This window comes from Pseudomonas baetica (assembly GCF_019733355.1).
GTDB lineage: Bacteria > Pseudomonadota > Gammaproteobacteria > Pseudomonadales > Pseudomonadaceae > Aquipseudomonas > Aquipseudomonas baetica_A.
In genome coordinates this window covers 12622-29584 of the sequence record NZ_JAIHLQ010000061.1, presented here as the reverse complement: position 1 = coordinate 29584, position 16963 = coordinate 12622, and the positions used below count along the sequence as shown (strand labels likewise).

The window sequence follows — 16963 nt, the reverse complement described above, 5'->3', positions numbered from 1 at the left end:
ACTGAATATGCGCCCCCGTAAACGCTTCGATTTCAAATGTCCGATCGAAATGATGGGTGAGGTGATGCAAATGGCCGTGGTTATGCGGCACGATGCGCCCACTTCAATTCAATAACTGTGTTGCACTCAGTTCCTGCAACCGCCCCTTATAATCATGCGCTAATGGTGTGTTTAGTTTGTGTGCTATCTGTTTGTGTTGGAGTAGCCTAGGATGCCAGTAACCAGCCCGCATTGGCTATAGTTTAGAGTTCCAGTCATTTCAAATGTGATATTTCCATTGATTTCTTTTAAATTTCGAGCTCCAATTGGTTTGGATATAGCTGTTTCTCCTGAGTATTGAGGCGTTCGAGTGATAAAGTATTGGGGGAGAGAAAAGTTTACGGTTTTTACCTCCGTTTTAGCTTCTCTGCGATAGGTCAGTAGCTCGTCAAAATTTTGGGTCATTGCTTGCTGAAATAGCTCGGCCTCAAATCCGACAAATGCTAATTGCCCGTTACCAATCCAAATCGAAAGCCCGCCGGTGTTTTCTCCTTTAATAAAAGTGTTGCGGGAAAGAAATGGATTTTCGTAGTTTTCTGTTTTTTTGGGTTTAAGGTGTTGTTTGTTATATTGGAAAATGTCGTTTGAGGTATTAAGCTTTTGAAGGCGTGCGTATAAATCTCGTGAAAGAGCAGACTGCGGCGCAATAAGTCTGATCCAGTTCTCGATAAATGTCATCCTCGCGAGGACTCGATAATCTACTGGTGATCTATCAATAAACTCGCCAGGGGGGTCAAGAAGCCAACATTTAGCGTTCCGGGTTGTATCCTTGTCGAACGAGCCAATCGCGCCATAGTAAAGCGTATTGGAGACTCCAAGTGGACGTTGAGCCAGTTTCTTTCCTAAGATGCTTTTTTTATGATGCGGAACAGAGCCCGTTTTTTTATTATTGTCTGGTACATGCGCCCCTTTTGTTTCAATCTGAATGAATTGCGTGCTGGAGCTTGCAGTGTTGGTTATAAAGTCAAGGGTTTTTTTGCTTTTTCCTTTTCCCCTTAGTTCCGGAATTGGAGTCCAGTCTGGTAAGGTTAGGTCGTGTAACTTGTCAATAATGCAAAGACCAACGGCCTCACCTAGCCGAGTTGTGATATCTCCTGGCACATCAGAAACAGTCTGCTGTATTCGAACCGATCCACCATTAAAATCGACTAGTAGCTGAGAATGTTCCGCCATGGTTCGTATGTGGTTGCGGAGATTCTGGATGCTAGAGTATTCAGCGGGGCCAGAACCTTTGCGGTGAACCATCATGTAGGTTAATAGGTCTGCTGGATGTATTTCTGTTGGGGATTTAATAAGTTCGATTATAGCGTTTGCGGGGTAAGGTTTGTTGGTTAACAGGTCTTTGTGTTGTGTGTCATAACAGATGACATCAATCATTATAGGGGTCTGGGGGGCTTGCCATTGCATGGTTTTGGATTTTCCAGATTTTCGTGTTGGATGCTACATGCCTCTTATACTATCAATCTGTTTTGCTACTTGATAGGCGGCTTCAAGTTCAGAGCATTTTTCGCTCTGCATTAGCCTCCATCGCTCTGCTTTTTCTTCGGGCTCCGTCATGGCCAGGGCGAGATAGAGGCTAGGTGGCACGGCCCGAAACAGCGTTTCGAGCTTCTTCGATAGCACAACCCCCTCAGTGTATTTTCCCGGCTCCTTACTGGCGGAGAGCAGCAAGGCTTTCTGTGCCGAAGTGAGCGTCTTGAAACGCGCGATCTCCTCGATCTCCGCTGGCGGCATGTTCAAGCAAATCCACCACTCAATCATGTTGAGCATGGTCTGCGCGGCAGCTGGAAAGTCAGCAAGGTTCTGCGTCGCCAACCAGAACCAAGCACCAAGTTTGCGCCACATCTTCGTCCCCTTGACCACGAATGGCGCCAGCAGCGGGTTTTTGGTGATGATATGGCCCTCGTCGGTGACCATGATGATCGGTCGCCCCAGGTACTGGTCGCGTTCGGCAACGTTGTTCACGGTGTTCATCAGGCTGATGTAGCTGATGGACATCTGGGCTTCGTAGCCTTCGCGAGCGTAGGTGGCCAAATCGACGATGGTCACATCGCTCTCGGGCCAAGGTGTGCCTTCGCGATCGAACAGTTCACCCTCGAAACCCTGGCAAAACAGGTCGATGGACTCGCCCATTTCCTGGGCACCCCCGCGACGCTTCTCCGGCAAGTGCGTGTCGGCGGCTACGCGCAGTAAAGCGTCGCGCACGTCGCGGGTCAGTACCTGACGGTCCGCGGCGACACACACACGCGCCGCATCCAGAATGCATTCGCGGATCAAGCTGCGATCGGCTCGACTCAGGCGCGCCTCTTCCTTGGCCTCGCCGCCGGTGATCATCAGTCGAGCGGTAATTTCCAATTCGCCAAGAACATCGCGTTGGTCTTCGCGACTTGCTACCGCCTCATCGTCCAGCTCATCGATCGACAGACTCGCGACCTGGTCCTGCTGCTCGACCAGGCGCCAAGCATCAGCAAAGGGGGCGAGACTGACCGAAGCGCCAGGTTTCAACTGGACCTTGTTGACCGAGAGGCCTTGTGTCGCAAAGTAGTCACCCTGCAAACCAAACGAATTGCCGGCCTCGACGATAAATAAGCGAGGGCGGTACACCGCCATGACCTGCATTAGCAGGGTGACCAGGGTGGCTGACTTGCCGGCGCCGGTGGGGCCAAACAACAGCAGATGGCCGTTCATGGCCCGGTCCAGGCGTGACAACGGATCAAAGCTCAACGGCGAGCCACCACGATTGAACAGGGTGATGCCGGGGTGTCCGGTTCCCATGCTGCGGCCCCAGACCGGAACAAGGTTCGCCAGGTGCTGGGCAAACATCAGGCGGGTGTACCAGTTGCGCGTGTCGCGAGCCGGGTTGTAAGCCATCGGTAACCAACGCAGGTAGCTGTTGCAGGCGGCGACTTCATCGCCTTCGCGTACCGGTTGCAGCCCCGCACCCAGCAGCGCGTTGGCCAGGCTGACCGAGTGTTGGTGCAATTGCTGCTTATCGTGACCGCGCACGTAGAACGCCAGGGTTCCTCGGTACAGCTTGTGCTGGCGACCGATGATTGCACGAGCCTCTTCAACATCTTGGCGGGTTTGGGTCGAGGCCAGGTTTTCACCGATCGCTTTGCGCGCCAGGCGATTCAACTGATCCTCAAGTACATCCTGCGGTTTGACCACCAAGGTCAGACTCATCACCGTGCCTTCGGGTAACTGGTCGAACAGGGCATTCACTGCGTCGCCCTTGCGGGTTTCTCCGGTGAGTTGACCAATCAAGGGAGCCCGGCGCAGCTTGTCCACCACCATGACCCGATGGGGTTGGCCATCGAAGAACCAGAGTCCGCGCTGGACATCCGAACGGGGCTCGTTGAAAAATAGGCGCTCGGCGAAATCGTGATCGAAGGGCAGTTCCAGCGACTCACCGTCGACCGACTCCGGATAGGCCACGCGGTGGTAGAACTCCTCGGGTGCTTCATCGGTGAGCTTGGGTGCTGGATTGAACCAGGGCAACAACCAGGCATACAGACCTTGCCCATCGACTCGCGTCGATTGCACACCGCATGCCTGCAACGAACCCGCAATACGTTCGCAAGCCTGTTGCAGGGATTGCACAGGGGTGAGTCCTGCCTCCTCAGCGTCAGAGTCAAGCCAGCGATAGACCACCAGGCGCACCCGGCGGTTATTGCCACGCCACGGCAGACGTGTCACCACTTTATCCTCAAACAGACCGCCAGGCTTGGCAATGGCCTTCAGATGCTGGCGGCTCACCTCCAAATATGCCTCTGTGAAAACGGTGCCTCGTGCTTTGTCCTGAATATAATCGGTGAACCGGGTCAGGTAGGGGGTGAAGTCGTTGTCGTCCTGGCAGAAAAACTGCGCCACCCAAGGAGCTTGATCCAGCTCGTCAAAGCTATCCTGCAGGGCATCTTCAAGGGCATCGCGGGCCGCCATCAACCAATCGGGCTCGCGCCCTTCAGTGCCGATGGGCAGCAACTCGAACACCGCGCCCACCGAGCGATTGTCGTCGAGCAGAAAACACTGCTCGGCGTCCATGTACTCGACCCACGGCAGGTAATCGGTGAAGCTGGGGTTGTGCGCATAGAGCGCGGCTTCATCAGCCAAGGTGGCACGAGGGCGCAATGGATTGCGCCAAGCTTTCCACGCAGGAGTACGGTTCCGCGAATCGTCGGTACGCACTACAAGTCTTCCTGACGTTCACCCGGCAATGCGTACTGCACGCGTTGGTAAAACGGAAAGGCTGTGGAGTAACCCGGAACCGGTGCCTGCTCGGTGCCACTTAAATGCGGATACACGTACAGCACCAGATCGGGATTGGGCAGGCGAGGAAACAAATTGTGGATCTCGTTCGTCGCTGTGCGCGTGTACGGTTCCTGGAGAGCCGCGGAGACATCTGCCTGAGCCAGCGGGCGGCGTAACTGCTGTCGAGCATCCAGCAGTTGCTGCTGAGTGCCTTTCGAACCGGCGCCGTTCCAGATATCCATCATGGTTTGCTCGCCATGGGGCAGAAGCGTCTCCTTGTCGGTGGAACACCCCGCCAGGACCCAGCAGAGCAAGCTAATCCAGGTCAGGCAGAGAGGCATGGTCTTTTTCATGGCGAACGCTCCGGCCCATGGGCTCGTAGTCGATGGTGATCTCATGGTCGAGGTGCAGTGCGACCTGTGCGGCCGGTGGCACATACACGGCAGCAAAGGCTTCGCCGTACAGTTTGTTGACCCACTCGCGGATGTCGCTGACCCCACCACTGAGAATTGAATTCAGTGCGCTATTGCCACTGCTGCTGGTGACCCCGAAGGCACTGCCGCCCGAACTGATCACGCTGCTGTTGTTCCGCTCATCCCCAAGCAGCACTGCGACACCGGCACCGGCGGCAGTGATCAGGCTCTGGCTGCCGAGGTATTGCTGGGCGTTCGAGCGGCGCTCGCCAGCGATGCAAGGAATGCCATACGGATCGGACAGGTAACCGAGCCCGCCACGGATCTTGTCGGTGTTCGAGCTCTGGGTGGAGGCATTACGGCTGGCTATCGCCTTCGGCTGCGGCACCGTGCGGATGGTGCCATCGGTAAAAACAAAGGTAATTGACTCGACCTGTCCGCGTACGCAGGACAGGGTCCAGTCACCGGACGCCGTGCCGCTCATCACGGCCCCCGCGACGTCCGGTAGGTCGATGCCGTTGGCGGTCAGGTTTTCCGGACCGACCAGCACCTTGAAGGGATAGGGGTCATTCACGGTGCCGTCCACCGGGACTCGGCCGATCAGCGCAGTCATGGCGACCGAGCCCAACAGCGTGGCGTTTTCGGGGATCGTGTAGACCGGCTTCGCGCCTTTGGTACGATCAACGGATCGCGTCAGGTCGCGCTCACCCTTGGTAACTGCACGTAGCTGTTTCTGGCTGCGATCAATGGCGTTATTTTTCATGCCCTCCAGCGAGTTGAAGGCGGTAGGCAGGCTCAGTGCGGAGGAAGTCGTGGTTTTGCCTCTGGCGTCGGTGGACGGAGCATCCGAGGGTTCAATCCACTGCAGCGCATCATTGGTAGAATGCCGCCCTTCGAACTGAGCGCCGTCGCCGGGCTCAAGCCCCAATCCGATCGGCATGTCCTTGCTTTTGCCAGCCAGTCCCGACAACTGATCCTGCAATTGCGTCAGCAGACCGCGAGCCTGACGACTGTCTTGTTCCGCTTTGAGCCGGGCCTCGTTGGCTTGGCGGCGGCCTTCGTCGACCTGCTGGGTCACGCTGCCAAGCGCCGTCTGGATACGCGAATCGACGCTGTTTTCCCGCTCGCGCAGGCGGTTGTTTTCCGTCTGCAGCGAATCGTTGTGTTTCTTCAAACCGAGCATGTCGCTGCGCATGGCCTTCACCTGCCCGACCAGGGTGGCGACCGTGTCGCGTGGGGTATCGCCCGCAATGCCGAGCGACTTGGCTTGCTCGGCGGATAGTTGAATATTGCCCTGATCAACTGGGTGGTCTGGAGAAGGCGTGCTGCCACTCGGGACCCAAGTTTTCAGGATGATAAGCACCACGCCCAGCAGCGCAGCCGGCACCAGCCATTTGAGCAAGGCGTTAGCTTTCATCGTCAGCACCTCGCGCAACGGGCGCGAGCAGCACCGCTTGTTCGAGGCCGGCACCGCGGGTGACAAGGTACGCGATCGTGGTGTCTTCAGCGCTGCCGACAGGCCCGAGGAAAGCATGCTGGAAGGCCGCGGCGAACAGCTTGGCCTGAAGCCGCCGTGGATCGAGTTGCACCGTCTTTGAACCACGATTGCGCAACTTCACCGCCGTCACCCAGTAATCACCGAGTCGCCAGACGGCGATGGGTGTGCTGGACACGTTTTCGGTCGGCAGCAGGGTTGGCAGTTCGGTGCGCAGCTTGAGCGGGACGCGGCTTACGCCGGGTAGGGATTCTACGGTGCGCAGCGGCGCGTACAGGCTTTGCGCGGCGTAGCGCGTCAAAGCGACCGGGATCGGTGTGCGTTCTGGAGCAGGGACGGCGCTAGATTCAGCCTCGGTAGCTTGCCCCTGAGCATTCTTGAGAATACGTACGGGCTCCAGCGGGTGATCGCCGGGAGTGGCCGCGATATCCAAGAGGATAATCTCGCCCGTCTTGACCGATTGCAGTTGCAGTCGGGTCGGTGCAATGGCTTCTGACGCGCGCAGGTACAGCGTGCCGCCAGTTGATTGCACACGCAGTTTGCCTGTCAGGGTTGAGGGCACACCAACTCGAACAGCCTCGTCGATAAAGACCACCCGCTCCTGATTAATCACAAGAGGGACCGCGAGGGGGAGGCGTTCCCAACGCATCAACTCGACGGCCTGCGCTGCACCACCGCATAACATCAGTACGACGGTGAGTCCCAGGGTAGACATCCGCATCATGGCTCACCTCCAGGCAGCGAGATTTTTTGCGGAGTGCCCTGATAACAATCCAGTGCCAGTCCCCACTTGTTGCGTTCGGGGTCCAAGTCGAATCGCACCACGCGCAATGGATAACGCACCACCACTCGTTTCACCGGCTCGGCGGCGTAATACTCATCGGCATTAAGGTCGAGCCTGACCAGCCAACTGTCGCGATCGAGTTGCTTGACCCTGAGTTCCGGATCTTCACTGTAGCCTCGGCCGAGAATCTCGTAGACGCCACGCACCCGCTGGCGCAGCTCGCCGGCGGCCTTGCGGTACTCATAGTCACCGTCAAGGAAGGTCTTGCAGGCGGGTGTCAGATAGGACTGCAGGCCATAGATGGCGCGGCGATAGTCCTGCTCGCCATCCGAGGGCCAGCGGTTGAGCTGGCCAAAGATATACAGGGCAAAGGCATAGACATTCTCTGAGGGGATATCCCACCACTTGCGCGTGCTGCCCGAGCGCAGATCTGGCGGTACATGCACGGTCAGATCGGTCGGCGCCGAGCGCCAGCCATACCAGAGTCCGGCACAGACTAGGGTGAGGATCATTACCGCCAGACGCAGGCTGAAGATGTGGGCCTGCTGGGCGTCCACCTTGTTCCGAAAACGGCTCATCGCTGCCTCCGGGACAGAGCAGGGCGCAGCCGACGCGAGCGACGGATCGTCCAGGCGCCGGAGTGAAGGATCAAACTCCCGCGACCCAGGCGCCAACGGCTGGCCAATACCCATTCGAGCTTGCGGTACAACCAGGTCTCGGGACGGGCCCGTTTGGCCCGACGCAGTAGCGTGCCACCGGCCAATAGCACCACCGCCATGCCCGCAATCATGCCGGTCGGTGCCACGGCTATGGAAGCGGTGGCGATCGCCAGAGGAACGCCCAGCAGCAGGCCGACGAGTGCGCCGAGACCGAGCGCTACCCACATCTCATTATTGGTCAAACCACGCAATACGGCGGGATCACGATTGAGTCGCTCCGGCAGAAAGACCAAAGTGCCGTCGGCAAGGCGTTCGATAGTGTCGTTCATGCCAACCTCACAGAATCGCGGCAGCCTTGGTGAGGAACCAGATGATGATCACCACCAACAGGGCGCCGATACCCACTACCGCGCCGAGGTCTTTCCAGGTCTTGCGTTGGTTTTGGACATCGGCGAATACGGTCAGGGAATGCCAGGCCACGCCGAGAAAAGCGAGCAGGGCAATCAGTAGACCGAGCAGAATGCCGCCGTCGTAGGCGTAGTTTTTGATCGTCTCGATCAATCCGGACCCTTCACCACGTGAAGGAGCTTCCATGGTCGGTAGCTCGGCAAAAGCTAGGCCTGGACCAAGCACAAGCAGAAGACCGATCAAGCGTTGGCTTGCGCGATCACGCAGGTTGTTTTTAAGGGGGACAAGGCACTTGAGCATGATGGCGATCTCCGGTGTTAGGACAGGGTGAAGAACATCAAAATCAGCAAGGTGAGCAGTACACGCGCAGCGCTGCCGCCAAAGGCTCCAAAGCGCACGCTTCCTGTCGCCCAGCCCCGGTAAGCCGTCCACATCACCCAGGCACACCACAGCAAAGCCAGGACGAGAACCAGGGACATCCACAGTGTTGAGCTGCTCTGCGCCGAAAAGCCGGAGGCGTTTTGGAAGGCCGCGGTCTGAGCGTCAGTCATGCTCATGGCGAGGACTCTGCGGATGGTGTGTCGAGACGGTATTCTCCAACCAACTCAGTGGAGTCGCGGGGTTGAGCGCGAGAGGGGGAGAGATAGTCCTGCACACCCTGGCGGATGCGCTGGATGTCTTGAGTTAGGCGAGGATAGTCAAAGCGGTAACGTGTATTTGACTCTGGTGCTTCGTCACGTGAGGTCCGTAGTACCAACGTGTCGAGAGTATCTAACTGTCTGATGAGTAGACTGAGTTGCTGCTCATGCTCGCCCGCAGCAAAGCAGTCGCTGTGAAATGCGATCACAGTGAGCATGAGAAAACGAATAGGAAAAACGGACATTGTGGTGGTCCCGACGTTGGTCTGGAATTAAGATCTCCGAGGGAAGAGTGAACGTCAGCAAATTAATCGAGCTGGCTACGATCGGTTTTTATTCAGTTGTCGTTAAGGGTGATAGTGGTGGAAGGAATTAAAGAGAAATTGATAATTGAGGTCGCGGAGTGTCTGCGTGGCCGCACTGACCACGAAATTCTTGAGTTTTATATGTCGACTGAGAAATTCGCAAGAAAATACGCTGTCAGTTACGAGCTAGAAGGACCAATGCATTTGGTTCTTGATAACAGCATAATTCAGTCTTTTAAACATAGAGCAACTAAGCCGAATCGTGATTTGCAGGCGTTATCATATACTGCGTTCACCAGGTTTGTGACAGGCTGGAGCGACCGAGAAACCTACTTGGCTGTAACTCCTGTAGCCTTGTATGAGCATATGGGACGTCGTGGAAATATTAACTATGCTGACGCATTAAGTGCCCTCGAAGAGCTTCGGTTGTTTTTCGCTGATACAGGTCTGCGTATGACTTGGATCGGTTTTAAGTCGATTGAGCATTTGGTGAGTGTTCTGGAGGCGGTGCATGATGACGATGTATACCTCACCCAATATTTTAAAAGTATAGAAGAGCTGAGTTGGAAAAAAGATCTTGAGGCTCCTTTTGGTGTGCTAATTCCTCTAGGTATTGCATATCGGGAAATACCTGATGACTTGCCATTGAGATATTTTGACCCCTGGTATGTTAAGTTTGTGCTCACTAGTCGAGTTGAGCGCGCGATAATTAAGCAATCACAGCATAACCCTGATGCCCTTCCGATTGGGAGTGGTCCAATGGCGGATGCTCTAGCGGATCTTAATAATTTCAATAAGAAGGGGGCTTTATTAGGCCTAGGGGATATCGACATGTTGCAGGTATGCGACGGTTCCCGGCAATACAAGCAGAAAGCCGGTTATGTTTTGGTAGGGCAAACGCTGGACGATACGCTCTCTGATGTCCTGCGGCATCGACATTCATATGTCGAGAGCGCGGGGGTGGAATTTGGGACAGCTGATACGGAGAATCAAATCAAAGGCATGGTTAATTTCATGTTTTCGAAACCCTTCTCTGAACATCAGAAGCGAGGTGACTGGATTCAGCCTAAGTACCAGGACTTTATGAGTGCAATCGTCACAGCCTGCAAGAAAGCGAGTACGAACTCCAGTCATATCTAATGCTTTGAAAAAAAGGGGCGTCAAATTTTAAAGATATTTCTTGAATGTTGCGGCGGTGATCGCAGTTGTTATCCCCAACATTGCGGCGCACGGTAAAAAAATAGCGAGTGGATTGAGCGAAAAGGGGAGAGACAGATAAATGATCCAGGGCACGAGCAGCACTGTTGTCACGGCTCGTTTAGCACGATGGTAGACAAAACTGCTTTCGCGACCTGCCCCAAACTTGCGCAGGTCGCGTCGCATCAACCCATCGACAAAACCAGTAAACGTGGTCATTAGAAACAGTGGGGCGGCCAGGACCAGAATGGTAAGGCGTACCACGAAGGTAAAGGTCACGTAAACTGCGGCCAGTACGAAATCCTCAATGCTCACGTAGAGCTGGTTGATCCAGCTCGAGAAGCCGTTGCCTTGGTTCGACACCCGCGCCTGCCTGGCAAAATCCGCAAAACCGGTCTTAACCAATAACAATTGATTGAGAAAGTCCAGCCACTGGACAATCGTCTGCCCAGGTTGTTGGAGGATGACAGAAGATTTGAAGTGCTCGCTGAGCCACCCCAATTCACTATTCAACATTTCCTGGCTGTGATGCCAACCCTCATCGTCCCAGACCAGTAGCAGGCCGGCGAACTCGATGAGGATCGAGAACAGCAACGAGGCCATCAGCGCACCGATGATGCGTAGGACCAGGCCAATCGCCGAGATGATCAGTCCTGGACGTTGGATCGGTTGTGGCCGCGTGTTCTGGGCGGCAGTCGCCATCGTTTACTCCATTGGGCACTGTTGAGTTGATGCAGCCACGGCTCCTGCCGAATACGTGTTTGCTGAATCGAAACCTGTGGCGGGGCCGTCTAACCCACCTGATCCAGATCGAAGTTTGTTGTTGGACCGCCACCGCTTGCGCTCCACCATTGCCCTGCCTGCGCGTTGTAGCTGGCCCGCATTCGTTGGGTAAGCTCCTGCAGGTCTTTGGGCATGGCATCGTCGTTGGAGGGTTTTGGCAACGGCATGCGGACTTTCCAGAGCTGCCCCCCGGCCTGGAAGGAGAACATTTGTCCCTTGGGCAAGCTGACGATGTGAGCAGGCTCGATCAGCGGCACGCTGGTGCTGCTGACACGGTCCTGTGAGGACGAGGTGAAGTCCGTGTTGGCCTCCGGATCGGAGGTGTCGGTTGCACCCGAGACCAAGGTTTTGGTGAGCACATTAACCTTGGGCAACTGCTGGGTGAGCAGTTCCGCGGTTGCGGTTTCGCGCACCCGCAGCATCTGTAGGGTGTTGAAGTTGCCGACTACTTGGCCGGCCTTGGCCCGGTTGCCGATTCGTGCTTCGATATCGCTGAGGGTTTGGGTGTAGGCGGTTACCTGGATACCGGCACCGCCCCCCTTGTTGATCAGCGGAATGAACTCATCGCCCATCAACTCGTTGAACTCATCGGCATGCAGGTTGATTGGCAGTTTGTCACCAGCGTTGCCAGATTGAGGCAGTCCATGGTCAATGCCATGTTTGTAGATATGTCCCGCGACCGAGACCAAGTCGGCGAACATTGAATTGCCCACGGCGGCGGCCACTTCGGCATCAGTCAGCGCATCGAGGCCAACGTAGACGATGCCGCGTTTTCGGATGATCTGCATCCAATCGAAGATTGGCCGCGGGTCATCTAAATCGGTGTAGTTGGGCGCCAGTAGCTGGGAGGTCTTGCCGGTGGTAAGTTTCTCCAGCAGCGGCAGTAGCGAGGCAACGATTTTGTCGAAGTAAGTACGGTCATATCGCACCGCCGATCGCAGTCCGTCCATGACTGGATCAAATACCCGTTTGGCCGCCAGGTACTGCTCGATGGCCACCACACGCTTTTCGCGTCCCACCATATGCCGGGGAATGTTTTTCTCGTTGAGCTTGCCTTCAAGTTGGACAATCACCTCCCAGGCCTTCGGGTCGGTCTTGGCGAAAAACTGCTGAGCGTATTCGATGAACAGCGCATCGATATTGACCACATGTCGCTGGATCTGCAGGTAGTCCGGACGTCGACCCAACTCGATCAAAGCCCGGGCAATGATGTTGACGAAGCGCCAGGCGAACTCACGGAAGGCCGCCGAGTTACCTTCACCGCTGAGCTGCCCGGCGATACGCGACGCCACTTCCGAAATGCGCCCGAAACGTCCCACGGCGTTGTACCGCGCAGAGATCTCTGGCCAGCCTAGATGGAAAACATAGAATTCCTTTTCCCTACCGGCGCGTTTGGCTTCGACGTACATGCGCTTGAGCAGGTCGGCATCACCCTTCGGATCGAAGACAATCACTACCTCGTGTTCGACGCGGTGAATGTCCTGGGTGATGTACACCTCGGCGAGTCGCGTCTTGCCGACGCGAGTAGTGCCTAGCACCAGGGTGTGTCCGACCCGTTCGCCCAGTGGCAGACTGACCTCCGTTTCATTGGGCTCGACCCCATGCAACAGTGGCGAGCCACCTACCGGGGGCAAAGGGCGCAACGGATTGAAGGCACTGTCCCAGGCGGTGACACGGGCCAATGTCGAGAGCGGGAACGGTGCATGCTCCACGCGCCGTTCGAGTCCACGGGCCAGACGGTAACAGGCAGGTTGATCGACATAGTGGGCGACCACCGGATCCTGGGCCTCGACCAGTCGCTGGGTGTGCAGGCGAGTCCAGCGAAATCCGCGGCCCATGAACAGACGCTTGCGGCTGATCGGAATCTGTCGACTGGTCAACTCGTAACGGGGCAGCCGACGGATATTGCGCCGATAGCGCAGCACCTCCCAGGCTTGTCGAAGCCGGATAAGGCCGAACAGGGCATAGGCCAGCGCCGCAACCAGACCGATCTCGGGTGACAGGGCTACAGCCCAGGGCGAGTACATGCACAACACCGCGGCAGCGATACAGATTGCTACGGTATACAGCTCCACCGCTGGCCGGAGCTTGGACTCCATCGCATGCTCGGCCATGACCTGGACTCACTGTTCCAGTGAGGTGGCAGTAATTAAGACGGGATAGTGCTCAATTTGCAGGCGGATGGCGATGTCGTTGCCGTTGACCGGCAGGATGGTGATGTCCGGAGCGGCTGCTCGAATCCGGGTCAAAGCTTCGGCATCGGTTACTTCAACCGCTAGACCAGCCGCGCCCATTTCCTGCAATTCAGTCGCGCGTTGACGCAACCAAACCAGTGAGTGGGTATCCTCACCCACCAGGAAAAATGGCCGTAAGCCCGGCATGTTTAGGGCGCGAGACGTGATTTGGCCGGGGCTCAAGTAAGAGCTGCGAACGGGTAATATCCAGGTTTCATCGGCAAACGTGGACAAGTCTGCATGCATGACCCGACCAGGCTGGATATTGTTGTTTATGGACGGCCCGGCAACTTGAAAATGGGGGCGGGTGAAGTCGCTAGGCTGATCCCCGGCTAAGGTCAGTTCCGGTTGGGCTAAAGATGCCAAGAGCAGGATGAAACAGCAGGTAAGGGATATTCGTTTCATGGTGATATGCCTTGTTCGGAGGAAGTCAGCAGCCGTTCAAGCTGCCGGGAAAATTCGGCGCGGTAACGCGCCGCCGGCGTTCCTCCTGCCGGTCGGTGATAGTGTCCGGCAGCCAACACCCAATCACCGGTGACAGCGTGATGCTCTTGCAGCAGGGCGGCAGTCACAGCCAGATTGCGGTAGGGTTCGAGAGCTTCGCAGGGACTGGAAAAACGTTGTCCGTGATAACCAAGGTTGGTTTGCCCGAGCCCTACATCGATCCGCTTGGCGTCATACCGGACGAGCGCGCTAAGCAATGCATGGCAGGCAGCCTGGCGACTGGCGAAGCGGTAGGATGTTCCAGCGATGTTCAGGGTCCAAGGCCAGGGCAGCAGTCGACCACGGACGCGGATACCGCTCTCCTGCAGGGCAATCGCAAACAGCACCGTAGACGGGATGTCGGCGTCATGCGCCGCCAGTTGGTAGGCTGGCGGCGGAAGCTCCTCGGCCTGAGCCGCCAGCATCGCCAACATCAGCGCAATACCACTCAGTCGAGGCGTTGCCATTGTCTGTTCACCTGTTGAAATGTGGCGGGCAATGGTCTTGGGGCGCCCAGGCTAAACCAGCGACCACGGTCATGGTTCAGGGTGATCTGCCGGCGTTGAACCTTGGCTGGATCGATGTCCGCTTGCCGAGCCCAGCTGCGGACGCGTTCATCCTCGCCTTGGCTGCCCACCAGGTAGATATCGAACGCCGTATCACTGCTTTGCAGACGCTGCGCTTCGGCGGTGCACGCAGAGCAGTGGTCTTCGACAAACAGAGCTCGGCGCGGCTCTACCGGTGAGCCAGCAGAGGGCGGGGATGCCATACCTTGAATCGGCAATAGCCCCGGAAGCAGCTTGGCCCAGGCCGCGGTGTAAGCGTTTTGGTAGGCCAATTCACGCTCGGCGCGTTTGGCTTCCAGTGCTACCTGTAATTCGGCATATCGCTGGCGCTCTTGGTCGGTCTGGGCCTCGACCCCAAGTGCGGTCAACGGATCGAGGTTCGGGCTCCAGAAACCACGTGGGCCGGCTTGGATCTGTTCGAAGCGCGTCCATTCCTGCTCGGTCAGGCCCCAACTCGCCGCCTGTTCAGAGTCAGAGCGCCCCAAGGGCGCGACCTGCGTGTCCTGGTTCCTTGACGGTGTCGTGACGGGGTTGCCCATCGCAGCGCCTATGGCCAGTAGCGAAGCGAGACAGACGACGGGGAGTAGTGGCGCTCTGTTCATGATCGCTTCTCAAGGGAGTTGCACTGTCTGGTCTGGCTGAGCAGCCACTGCGAAGATGGCCGCCTTCGGCTCCAGCACTTTCAGTCGCCATGTGCCAAGCTGCTCGCCGTTATGCAGCAACCGGATATCGTTGAGCGAGCGACTATCAGGAGGCGCGACCGCCAGAAAGGGCTCGCCACCACGGGACTCGACACTCAACACTGAGAATGGCGGCGGGAGCAGGGCAGACTTGGGGCGAGAGGTTTTCTTCGGTTTGGCCGGGGAAGATGTCGGTGGTGGAAGTGTTGGCTGTGGCTTGAGGTCCAGGAGTTGCTGCTCGACGTGCTCAAGTCGTGCGCGTAGCGCGTTCATGTCGGCTGTGGTGGCTCGGTCTGCCAGACCGTCGCGTAGTTCCTTTATCTCTTGTGCCCATTGATCCAACATCGGGTCGAGTGTGTTGACCTGTTGTTCACCGGAATCCACCATCTGCTTCAGGTCTTTCAGTGCATGCTGCAGCGTCTCCTGCGCGTCTTTGAGATCGCTCGAATCACGTTGCAAGGTTTGCAGGATCTGTAGGTGTTGGGCGTTCGCATTTCCCAGCTCGGTCACGCGTTGATACTGGTTATACAAACCACCACTCAGTCCAGAGACCGCCAGGCAAAGTAAGCCGACAATGAGGGTTTGAAACGTCGAGGCTTTCATGAGCGTGCCTCCGACTGATGGGACGAGCCTGGTGTGGCCCGTACGATGCCGACATCAGCCTTCTGTTGTTCGAAGCAGACCGAACGGCCGAGTTCATCGGTCGTAAGTTGCCAGGCGGGGCCCGCCAGCACTTGTAGCGCGCTGCGCAAAGGGATTGGCCCAAGCCGGTAATGGGCCGCGGGCAGGGGCCGAGTAAAGAGAATCCTCACCGACGCGGTAACGGGGCAGAGCGAATAGCCCGAGCGCTGCAGTACGTAGTGCATCGCATCCTGCACGGAAGGGCTCAGGCTGGACGGAATGTTCACTTCAATGATTTGGGCAAGAAGATCGCGTTGTTCCGAGGTGGGCTCGGTGCTGACCAGCGTATAGCGGCCATAACGAAGTTCTGCCGGATGGCTTTCTTCGGCTTTGCCCCTCGAGTGCTGGGCCTGATTGGAGCCACTGCCGATTTCTGGTTGGGTCGGCAATGGGGTGGGGATTTGCGCGGTGCAGGCGCTCAACAAACCCAGCAGGCAGACAGGCGTGAAAAAACGCTCCATGGAAAAAACCTCACGTCAGATTCAGTGCAGAACCTGACATGAGGTGAACGAGCGATTCAGTGAGAAAGTCGATTCAAGGCGGGTCGTGTTAACGCTGAACGCGTTGCTATTCATCAAAAATGGCGAGCCTATCCAAGACGGCAGCGTCGGGGTCGAAAATCAACAAGCGCACATCCGCCAATGCCGCCAGACAGAGTACGTTGACCAAGGCTGCCGGCGTACCGGCATCGAGTTGTTCTTGCCTCAGCGATGAGTAAGGACAGCCCTCGATTTTTACCAAGTTATCGTCGGTCCAGGGCGTGCCGATGAGCTTACAACCGACGCCATTGCAGTCCTTCAGGGCAAAGGGTTCGAACAGCAGACCGGTTGGTCTGGGGTCGACATAGCCCGCCCGGCGTTCCAAGTAGCGCAATGCTTCTTCAGTGAGGTGTGCGGTACTGATCTCCCAGGTTCGACTGTAGTGTCCCGTCTCGAAGCTCAAGCGACGGATTAGGGCTTGGGCATCCTCCAGAGAGTAGAGATCGCCGACATGATGCCGTTCGTTGAGCATTTCGCCCATCACGGCGTAAATCACTTGGCGCACCAGTCCGGTGGACTGACAGCGTTCATCCAACTCATCCGGAATGGATTGACCTTCGCTGATCAAGGCGAAATCGTCATTGAAAATGCAGGGGAGCAACTGCAGTTTATCGTCGGGCAGATGGACCTGTGAGTCGTGCAGGGGGCGAAAGCAGGGAGGGTAGTTGTTTTCGTAGGTTATCAGTAGCAGCCGTTCGATATGCAAGTTGTCATAACCGCGAGCAAATGGGTTTGAAGCTGGGAGCAGGGCTAGGGTTTGGTTCATAAGGGTTCTCCAGAATTGAAATAAACAAGGCGCCCGTAGGCGCCT

The 16963-nt window shown here is 56.8% G+C and carries 19 protein-coding genes and 1 pseudogene; 2 read left to right on the top strand and 18 right to left on the bottom strand.

The window, feature by feature from the left end; genetic code table 11:
* A pseudogene (locus K5E40_RS31760) lies at positions 1-115 on the top strand (IS30 family transposase); the annotation flags it as partial.
* Positions 116-183: 68 nt separating this feature from the next.
* Here the strand turns inward: K5E40_RS31760 and K5E40_RS31755 are convergent.
* The 10 genes from K5E40_RS31755 to K5E40_RS31710 are packed head-to-tail and all read right to left on the bottom strand — an operon-like array spanning position 184 to position 8902.
* On the bottom strand, positions 184-1446 hold the full coding sequence (locus tag K5E40_RS31755) for a hypothetical protein (RefSeq protein WP_221734135.1): 1263 nt from the start codon (positions 1444-1446) through the stop codon (positions 184-186).
* A gap of 33 nt (positions 1447-1479) precedes the next feature.
* Positions 1480-4224: a conjugative transfer ATPase gene (locus K5E40_RS31750; RefSeq protein WP_221734134.1), complete on the bottom strand. Its 2745-nt coding sequence runs from the start codon at positions 4222-4224 to the stop codon at positions 1480-1482.
* Entirely contained in the window at positions 4224-4640 is a 417-nt protein-coding gene (locus K5E40_RS31745; protein WP_221734133.1) for a TIGR03751 family conjugal transfer lipoprotein, read from the bottom strand. The genes K5E40_RS31750 and K5E40_RS31745 overlap by 1 nt, the downstream gene beginning before the upstream one ends.
* Positions 4603-6117: a TIGR03752 family integrating conjugative element protein gene (locus K5E40_RS31740; protein ID WP_221734132.1), complete on the bottom strand. Its 1515-nt coding sequence runs from the start codon at positions 6115-6117 to the stop codon at positions 4603-4605. The genes K5E40_RS31745 and K5E40_RS31740 overlap by 38 nt, the downstream gene beginning before the upstream one ends.
* A complete protein-coding gene (locus tag K5E40_RS31735) occupies positions 6107-6919 on the bottom strand; it encodes a TIGR03749 family integrating conjugative element protein (RefSeq protein ID WP_221734131.1) in 813 nt (270 codons plus the stop codon). The genes K5E40_RS31740 and K5E40_RS31735 overlap by 11 nt, the downstream gene beginning before the upstream one ends.
* A complete protein-coding gene (locus K5E40_RS31730; RefSeq protein ID WP_221734130.1) occupies positions 6916-7557 on the bottom strand; it encodes a PFL_4703 family integrating conjugative element protein in 642 nt (213 codons plus the stop codon). The genes K5E40_RS31735 and K5E40_RS31730 overlap by 4 nt, the downstream gene beginning before the upstream one ends.
* Positions 7554-7967, bottom strand: a complete 414-nt coding sequence (locus K5E40_RS31725; protein WP_221734129.1) for a TIGR03750 family conjugal transfer protein — start codon at positions 7965-7967, stop codon at positions 7554-7556. The genes K5E40_RS31730 and K5E40_RS31725 overlap by 4 nt, the downstream gene beginning before the upstream one ends.
* Before the next feature lie 7 nt (positions 7968-7974).
* Positions 7975-8346 carry a TIGR03745 family integrating conjugative element membrane protein gene (locus K5E40_RS31720; RefSeq protein ID WP_058426013.1) on the bottom strand — a complete coding sequence of 124 codons (372 nt, stop codon included), beginning with the start codon at positions 8344-8346 and terminating at the stop codon, positions 7975-7977.
* A 17-nt stretch (positions 8347-8363) separates the two neighbouring features.
* Positions 8364-8603, bottom strand: a complete 240-nt coding sequence (locus tag K5E40_RS31715; protein WP_221734128.1) for a TIGR03758 family integrating conjugative element protein — start codon at positions 8601-8603, stop codon at positions 8364-8366.
* Positions 8600-8902 carry an RAQPRD family integrative conjugative element protein gene (locus tag K5E40_RS31710; protein WP_311775992.1) on the bottom strand — a complete coding sequence of 101 codons (303 nt, stop codon included), beginning with the start codon at positions 8900-8902 and terminating at the stop codon, positions 8600-8602. The genes K5E40_RS31715 and K5E40_RS31710 overlap by 4 nt, the downstream gene beginning before the upstream one ends.
* A gap of 144 nt (positions 8903-9046) precedes the next feature.
* Between K5E40_RS31710 and K5E40_RS31705 the strand changes: the two genes are divergently transcribed.
* Entirely contained in the window at positions 9047-10129 is a 1083-nt protein-coding gene (locus K5E40_RS31705) for a hypothetical protein (protein WP_221734126.1), read from the top strand.
* Between the two features lie 27 nt (positions 10130-10156).
* Here the strand turns inward: K5E40_RS31705 and K5E40_RS31700 are convergent, their stop codons facing one another.
* The 8 genes from K5E40_RS31700 to K5E40_RS31665 all read right to left on the bottom strand — a co-directional run bounded on the left by K5E40_RS31700 (position 10157) and on the right by K5E40_RS31665 (position 16918).
* On the bottom strand, positions 10157-10888 hold the full coding sequence (locus K5E40_RS31700; RefSeq protein ID WP_221734125.1) for a TIGR03747 family integrating conjugative element membrane protein: 732 nt from the start codon (positions 10886-10888) through the stop codon (positions 10157-10159).
* Between the two features lie 89 nt (positions 10889-10977).
* Positions 10978-13083 (bottom strand): type IV conjugative transfer system coupling protein TraD, encoded by a 2106-nt coding sequence (traD, locus tag K5E40_RS31695; protein ID WP_221734124.1) that lies wholly within the window; start codon positions 13081-13083, stop codon positions 10978-10980.
* A gap of 9 nt (positions 13084-13092) precedes the next feature.
* Entirely contained in the window at positions 13093-13608 is a 516-nt protein-coding gene (locus tag K5E40_RS31690; protein WP_221734123.1) for an integrating conjugative element protein, read from the bottom strand.
* On the bottom strand, positions 13605-14153 hold the full coding sequence (locus tag K5E40_RS31685; protein ID WP_221734122.1) for a lytic transglycosylase: 549 nt from the start codon (positions 14151-14153) through the stop codon (positions 13605-13607). The genes K5E40_RS31690 and K5E40_RS31685 overlap by 4 nt, the downstream gene beginning before the upstream one ends.
* The gene (locus K5E40_RS31680; RefSeq protein ID WP_221734121.1) at positions 14135-14854 is read right to left on the bottom strand and encodes a TIGR03759 family integrating conjugative element protein; all 720 of its coding nucleotides are present in this window, start codon (positions 14852-14854) and stop codon (positions 14135-14137) included. The genes K5E40_RS31685 and K5E40_RS31680 overlap by 19 nt, the downstream gene beginning before the upstream one ends.
* Positions 14855-14863: 9 nt before the next feature.
* Positions 14864-15535: a chemotaxis protein gene (locus tag K5E40_RS31675; protein ID WP_221734120.1), complete on the bottom strand. Its 672-nt coding sequence runs from the start codon at positions 15533-15535 to the stop codon at positions 14864-14866.
* Positions 15532-16074: a PilL N-terminal domain-containing protein gene (locus K5E40_RS31670; protein ID WP_221734119.1), complete on the bottom strand. Its 543-nt coding sequence runs from the start codon at positions 16072-16074 to the stop codon at positions 15532-15534. Before K5E40_RS31670 ends, K5E40_RS31675 begins: the two co-directional genes overlap by 4 nt.
* 106 nt (positions 16075-16180) lie before the next feature.
* Positions 16181-16918 (bottom strand): ABC transporter substrate-binding protein, encoded by a 738-nt coding sequence (locus K5E40_RS31665; RefSeq protein WP_221734118.1) that lies wholly within the window; start codon positions 16916-16918, stop codon positions 16181-16183.
* Positions 16919-16963 lie beyond the last annotated feature (45 nt).

Bases quoted from the DNA above. Each gene is read 5' to 3' on its own strand.
- K5E40_RS31675 (WP_221734120.1), bottom strand. From the start codon at position 15,535: ATGAAAGCCTCGACGTTTCAAACCCTCATTGTCGGCTTACTTTGCCTG.
- K5E40_RS31740 (WP_221734132.1), bottom strand. From the start codon at position 6,117: ATGAAAGCTAACGCCTTGCTCAAATGGCTGGTGCCGGCTGCGCTGCTG.
- K5E40_RS31690 (WP_221734123.1), bottom strand. From the start codon at position 13,608: ATGAAACGAATATCCCTTACCTGCTGTTTCATCCTGCTCTTGGCATCT.
- K5E40_RS31665 (WP_221734118.1), bottom strand. From the start codon at position 16,918: ATGAACCAAACCCTAGCCCTGCTCCCAGCTTCAAACCCATTTGCTCGC.
- K5E40_RS31720 (WP_058426013.1), bottom strand. From the start codon at position 8,346: ATGCTCAAGTGCCTTGTCCCCCTTAAAAACAACCTGCGTGATCGCGCA.
- K5E40_RS31755 (WP_221734135.1), bottom strand. From the start codon at position 1,446: ATGCAATGGCAAGCCCCCCAGACCCCTATAATGATTGATGTCATCTGT.
- traD (WP_221734124.1), bottom strand. From the start codon at position 13,083: ATGGCCGAGCATGCGATGGAGTCCAAGCTCCGGCCAGCGGTGGAGCTG.
- K5E40_RS31685 (WP_221734122.1), bottom strand. From the start codon at position 14,153: ATGGCAACGCCTCGACTGAGTGGTATTGCGCTGATGTTGGCGATGCTG.
- K5E40_RS31725 (WP_221734129.1), bottom strand. From the start codon at position 7,967: ATGAACGACACTATCGAACGCCTTGCCGACGGCACTTTGGTCTTTCTG.
- K5E40_RS31745 (WP_221734133.1), bottom strand. From the start codon at position 4,640: ATGAAAAAGACCATGCCTCTCTGCCTGACCTGGATTAGCTTGCTCTGC.
- K5E40_RS31700 (WP_221734125.1), bottom strand. From the start codon at position 10,888: ATGGCGACTGCCGCCCAGAACACGCGGCCACAACCGATCCAACGTCCA.
- K5E40_RS31730 (WP_221734130.1), bottom strand. From the start codon at position 7,557: ATGAGCCGTTTTCGGAACAAGGTGGACGCCCAGCAGGCCCACATCTTC.
- K5E40_RS31715 (WP_221734128.1), bottom strand. From the start codon at position 8,603: ATGAGCATGACTGACGCTCAGACCGCGGCCTTCCAAAACGCCTCCGGC.
- K5E40_RS31710 (WP_311775992.1), bottom strand. From the start codon at position 8,902: ATGCTCACTGTGATCGCATTTCACAGCGACTGCTTTGCTGCGGGCGAG.
- K5E40_RS31670 (WP_221734119.1), bottom strand. From the start codon at position 16,074: ATGGAGCGTTTTTTCACGCCTGTCTGCCTGCTGGGTTTGTTGAGCGCC.
- K5E40_RS31680 (WP_221734121.1), bottom strand. From the start codon at position 14,854: ATGAACAGAGCGCCACTACTCCCCGTCGTCTGTCTCGCTTCGCTACTG.
- K5E40_RS31735 (WP_221734131.1), bottom strand. From the start codon at position 6,919: ATGATGCGGATGTCTACCCTGGGACTCACCGTCGTACTGATGTTATGC.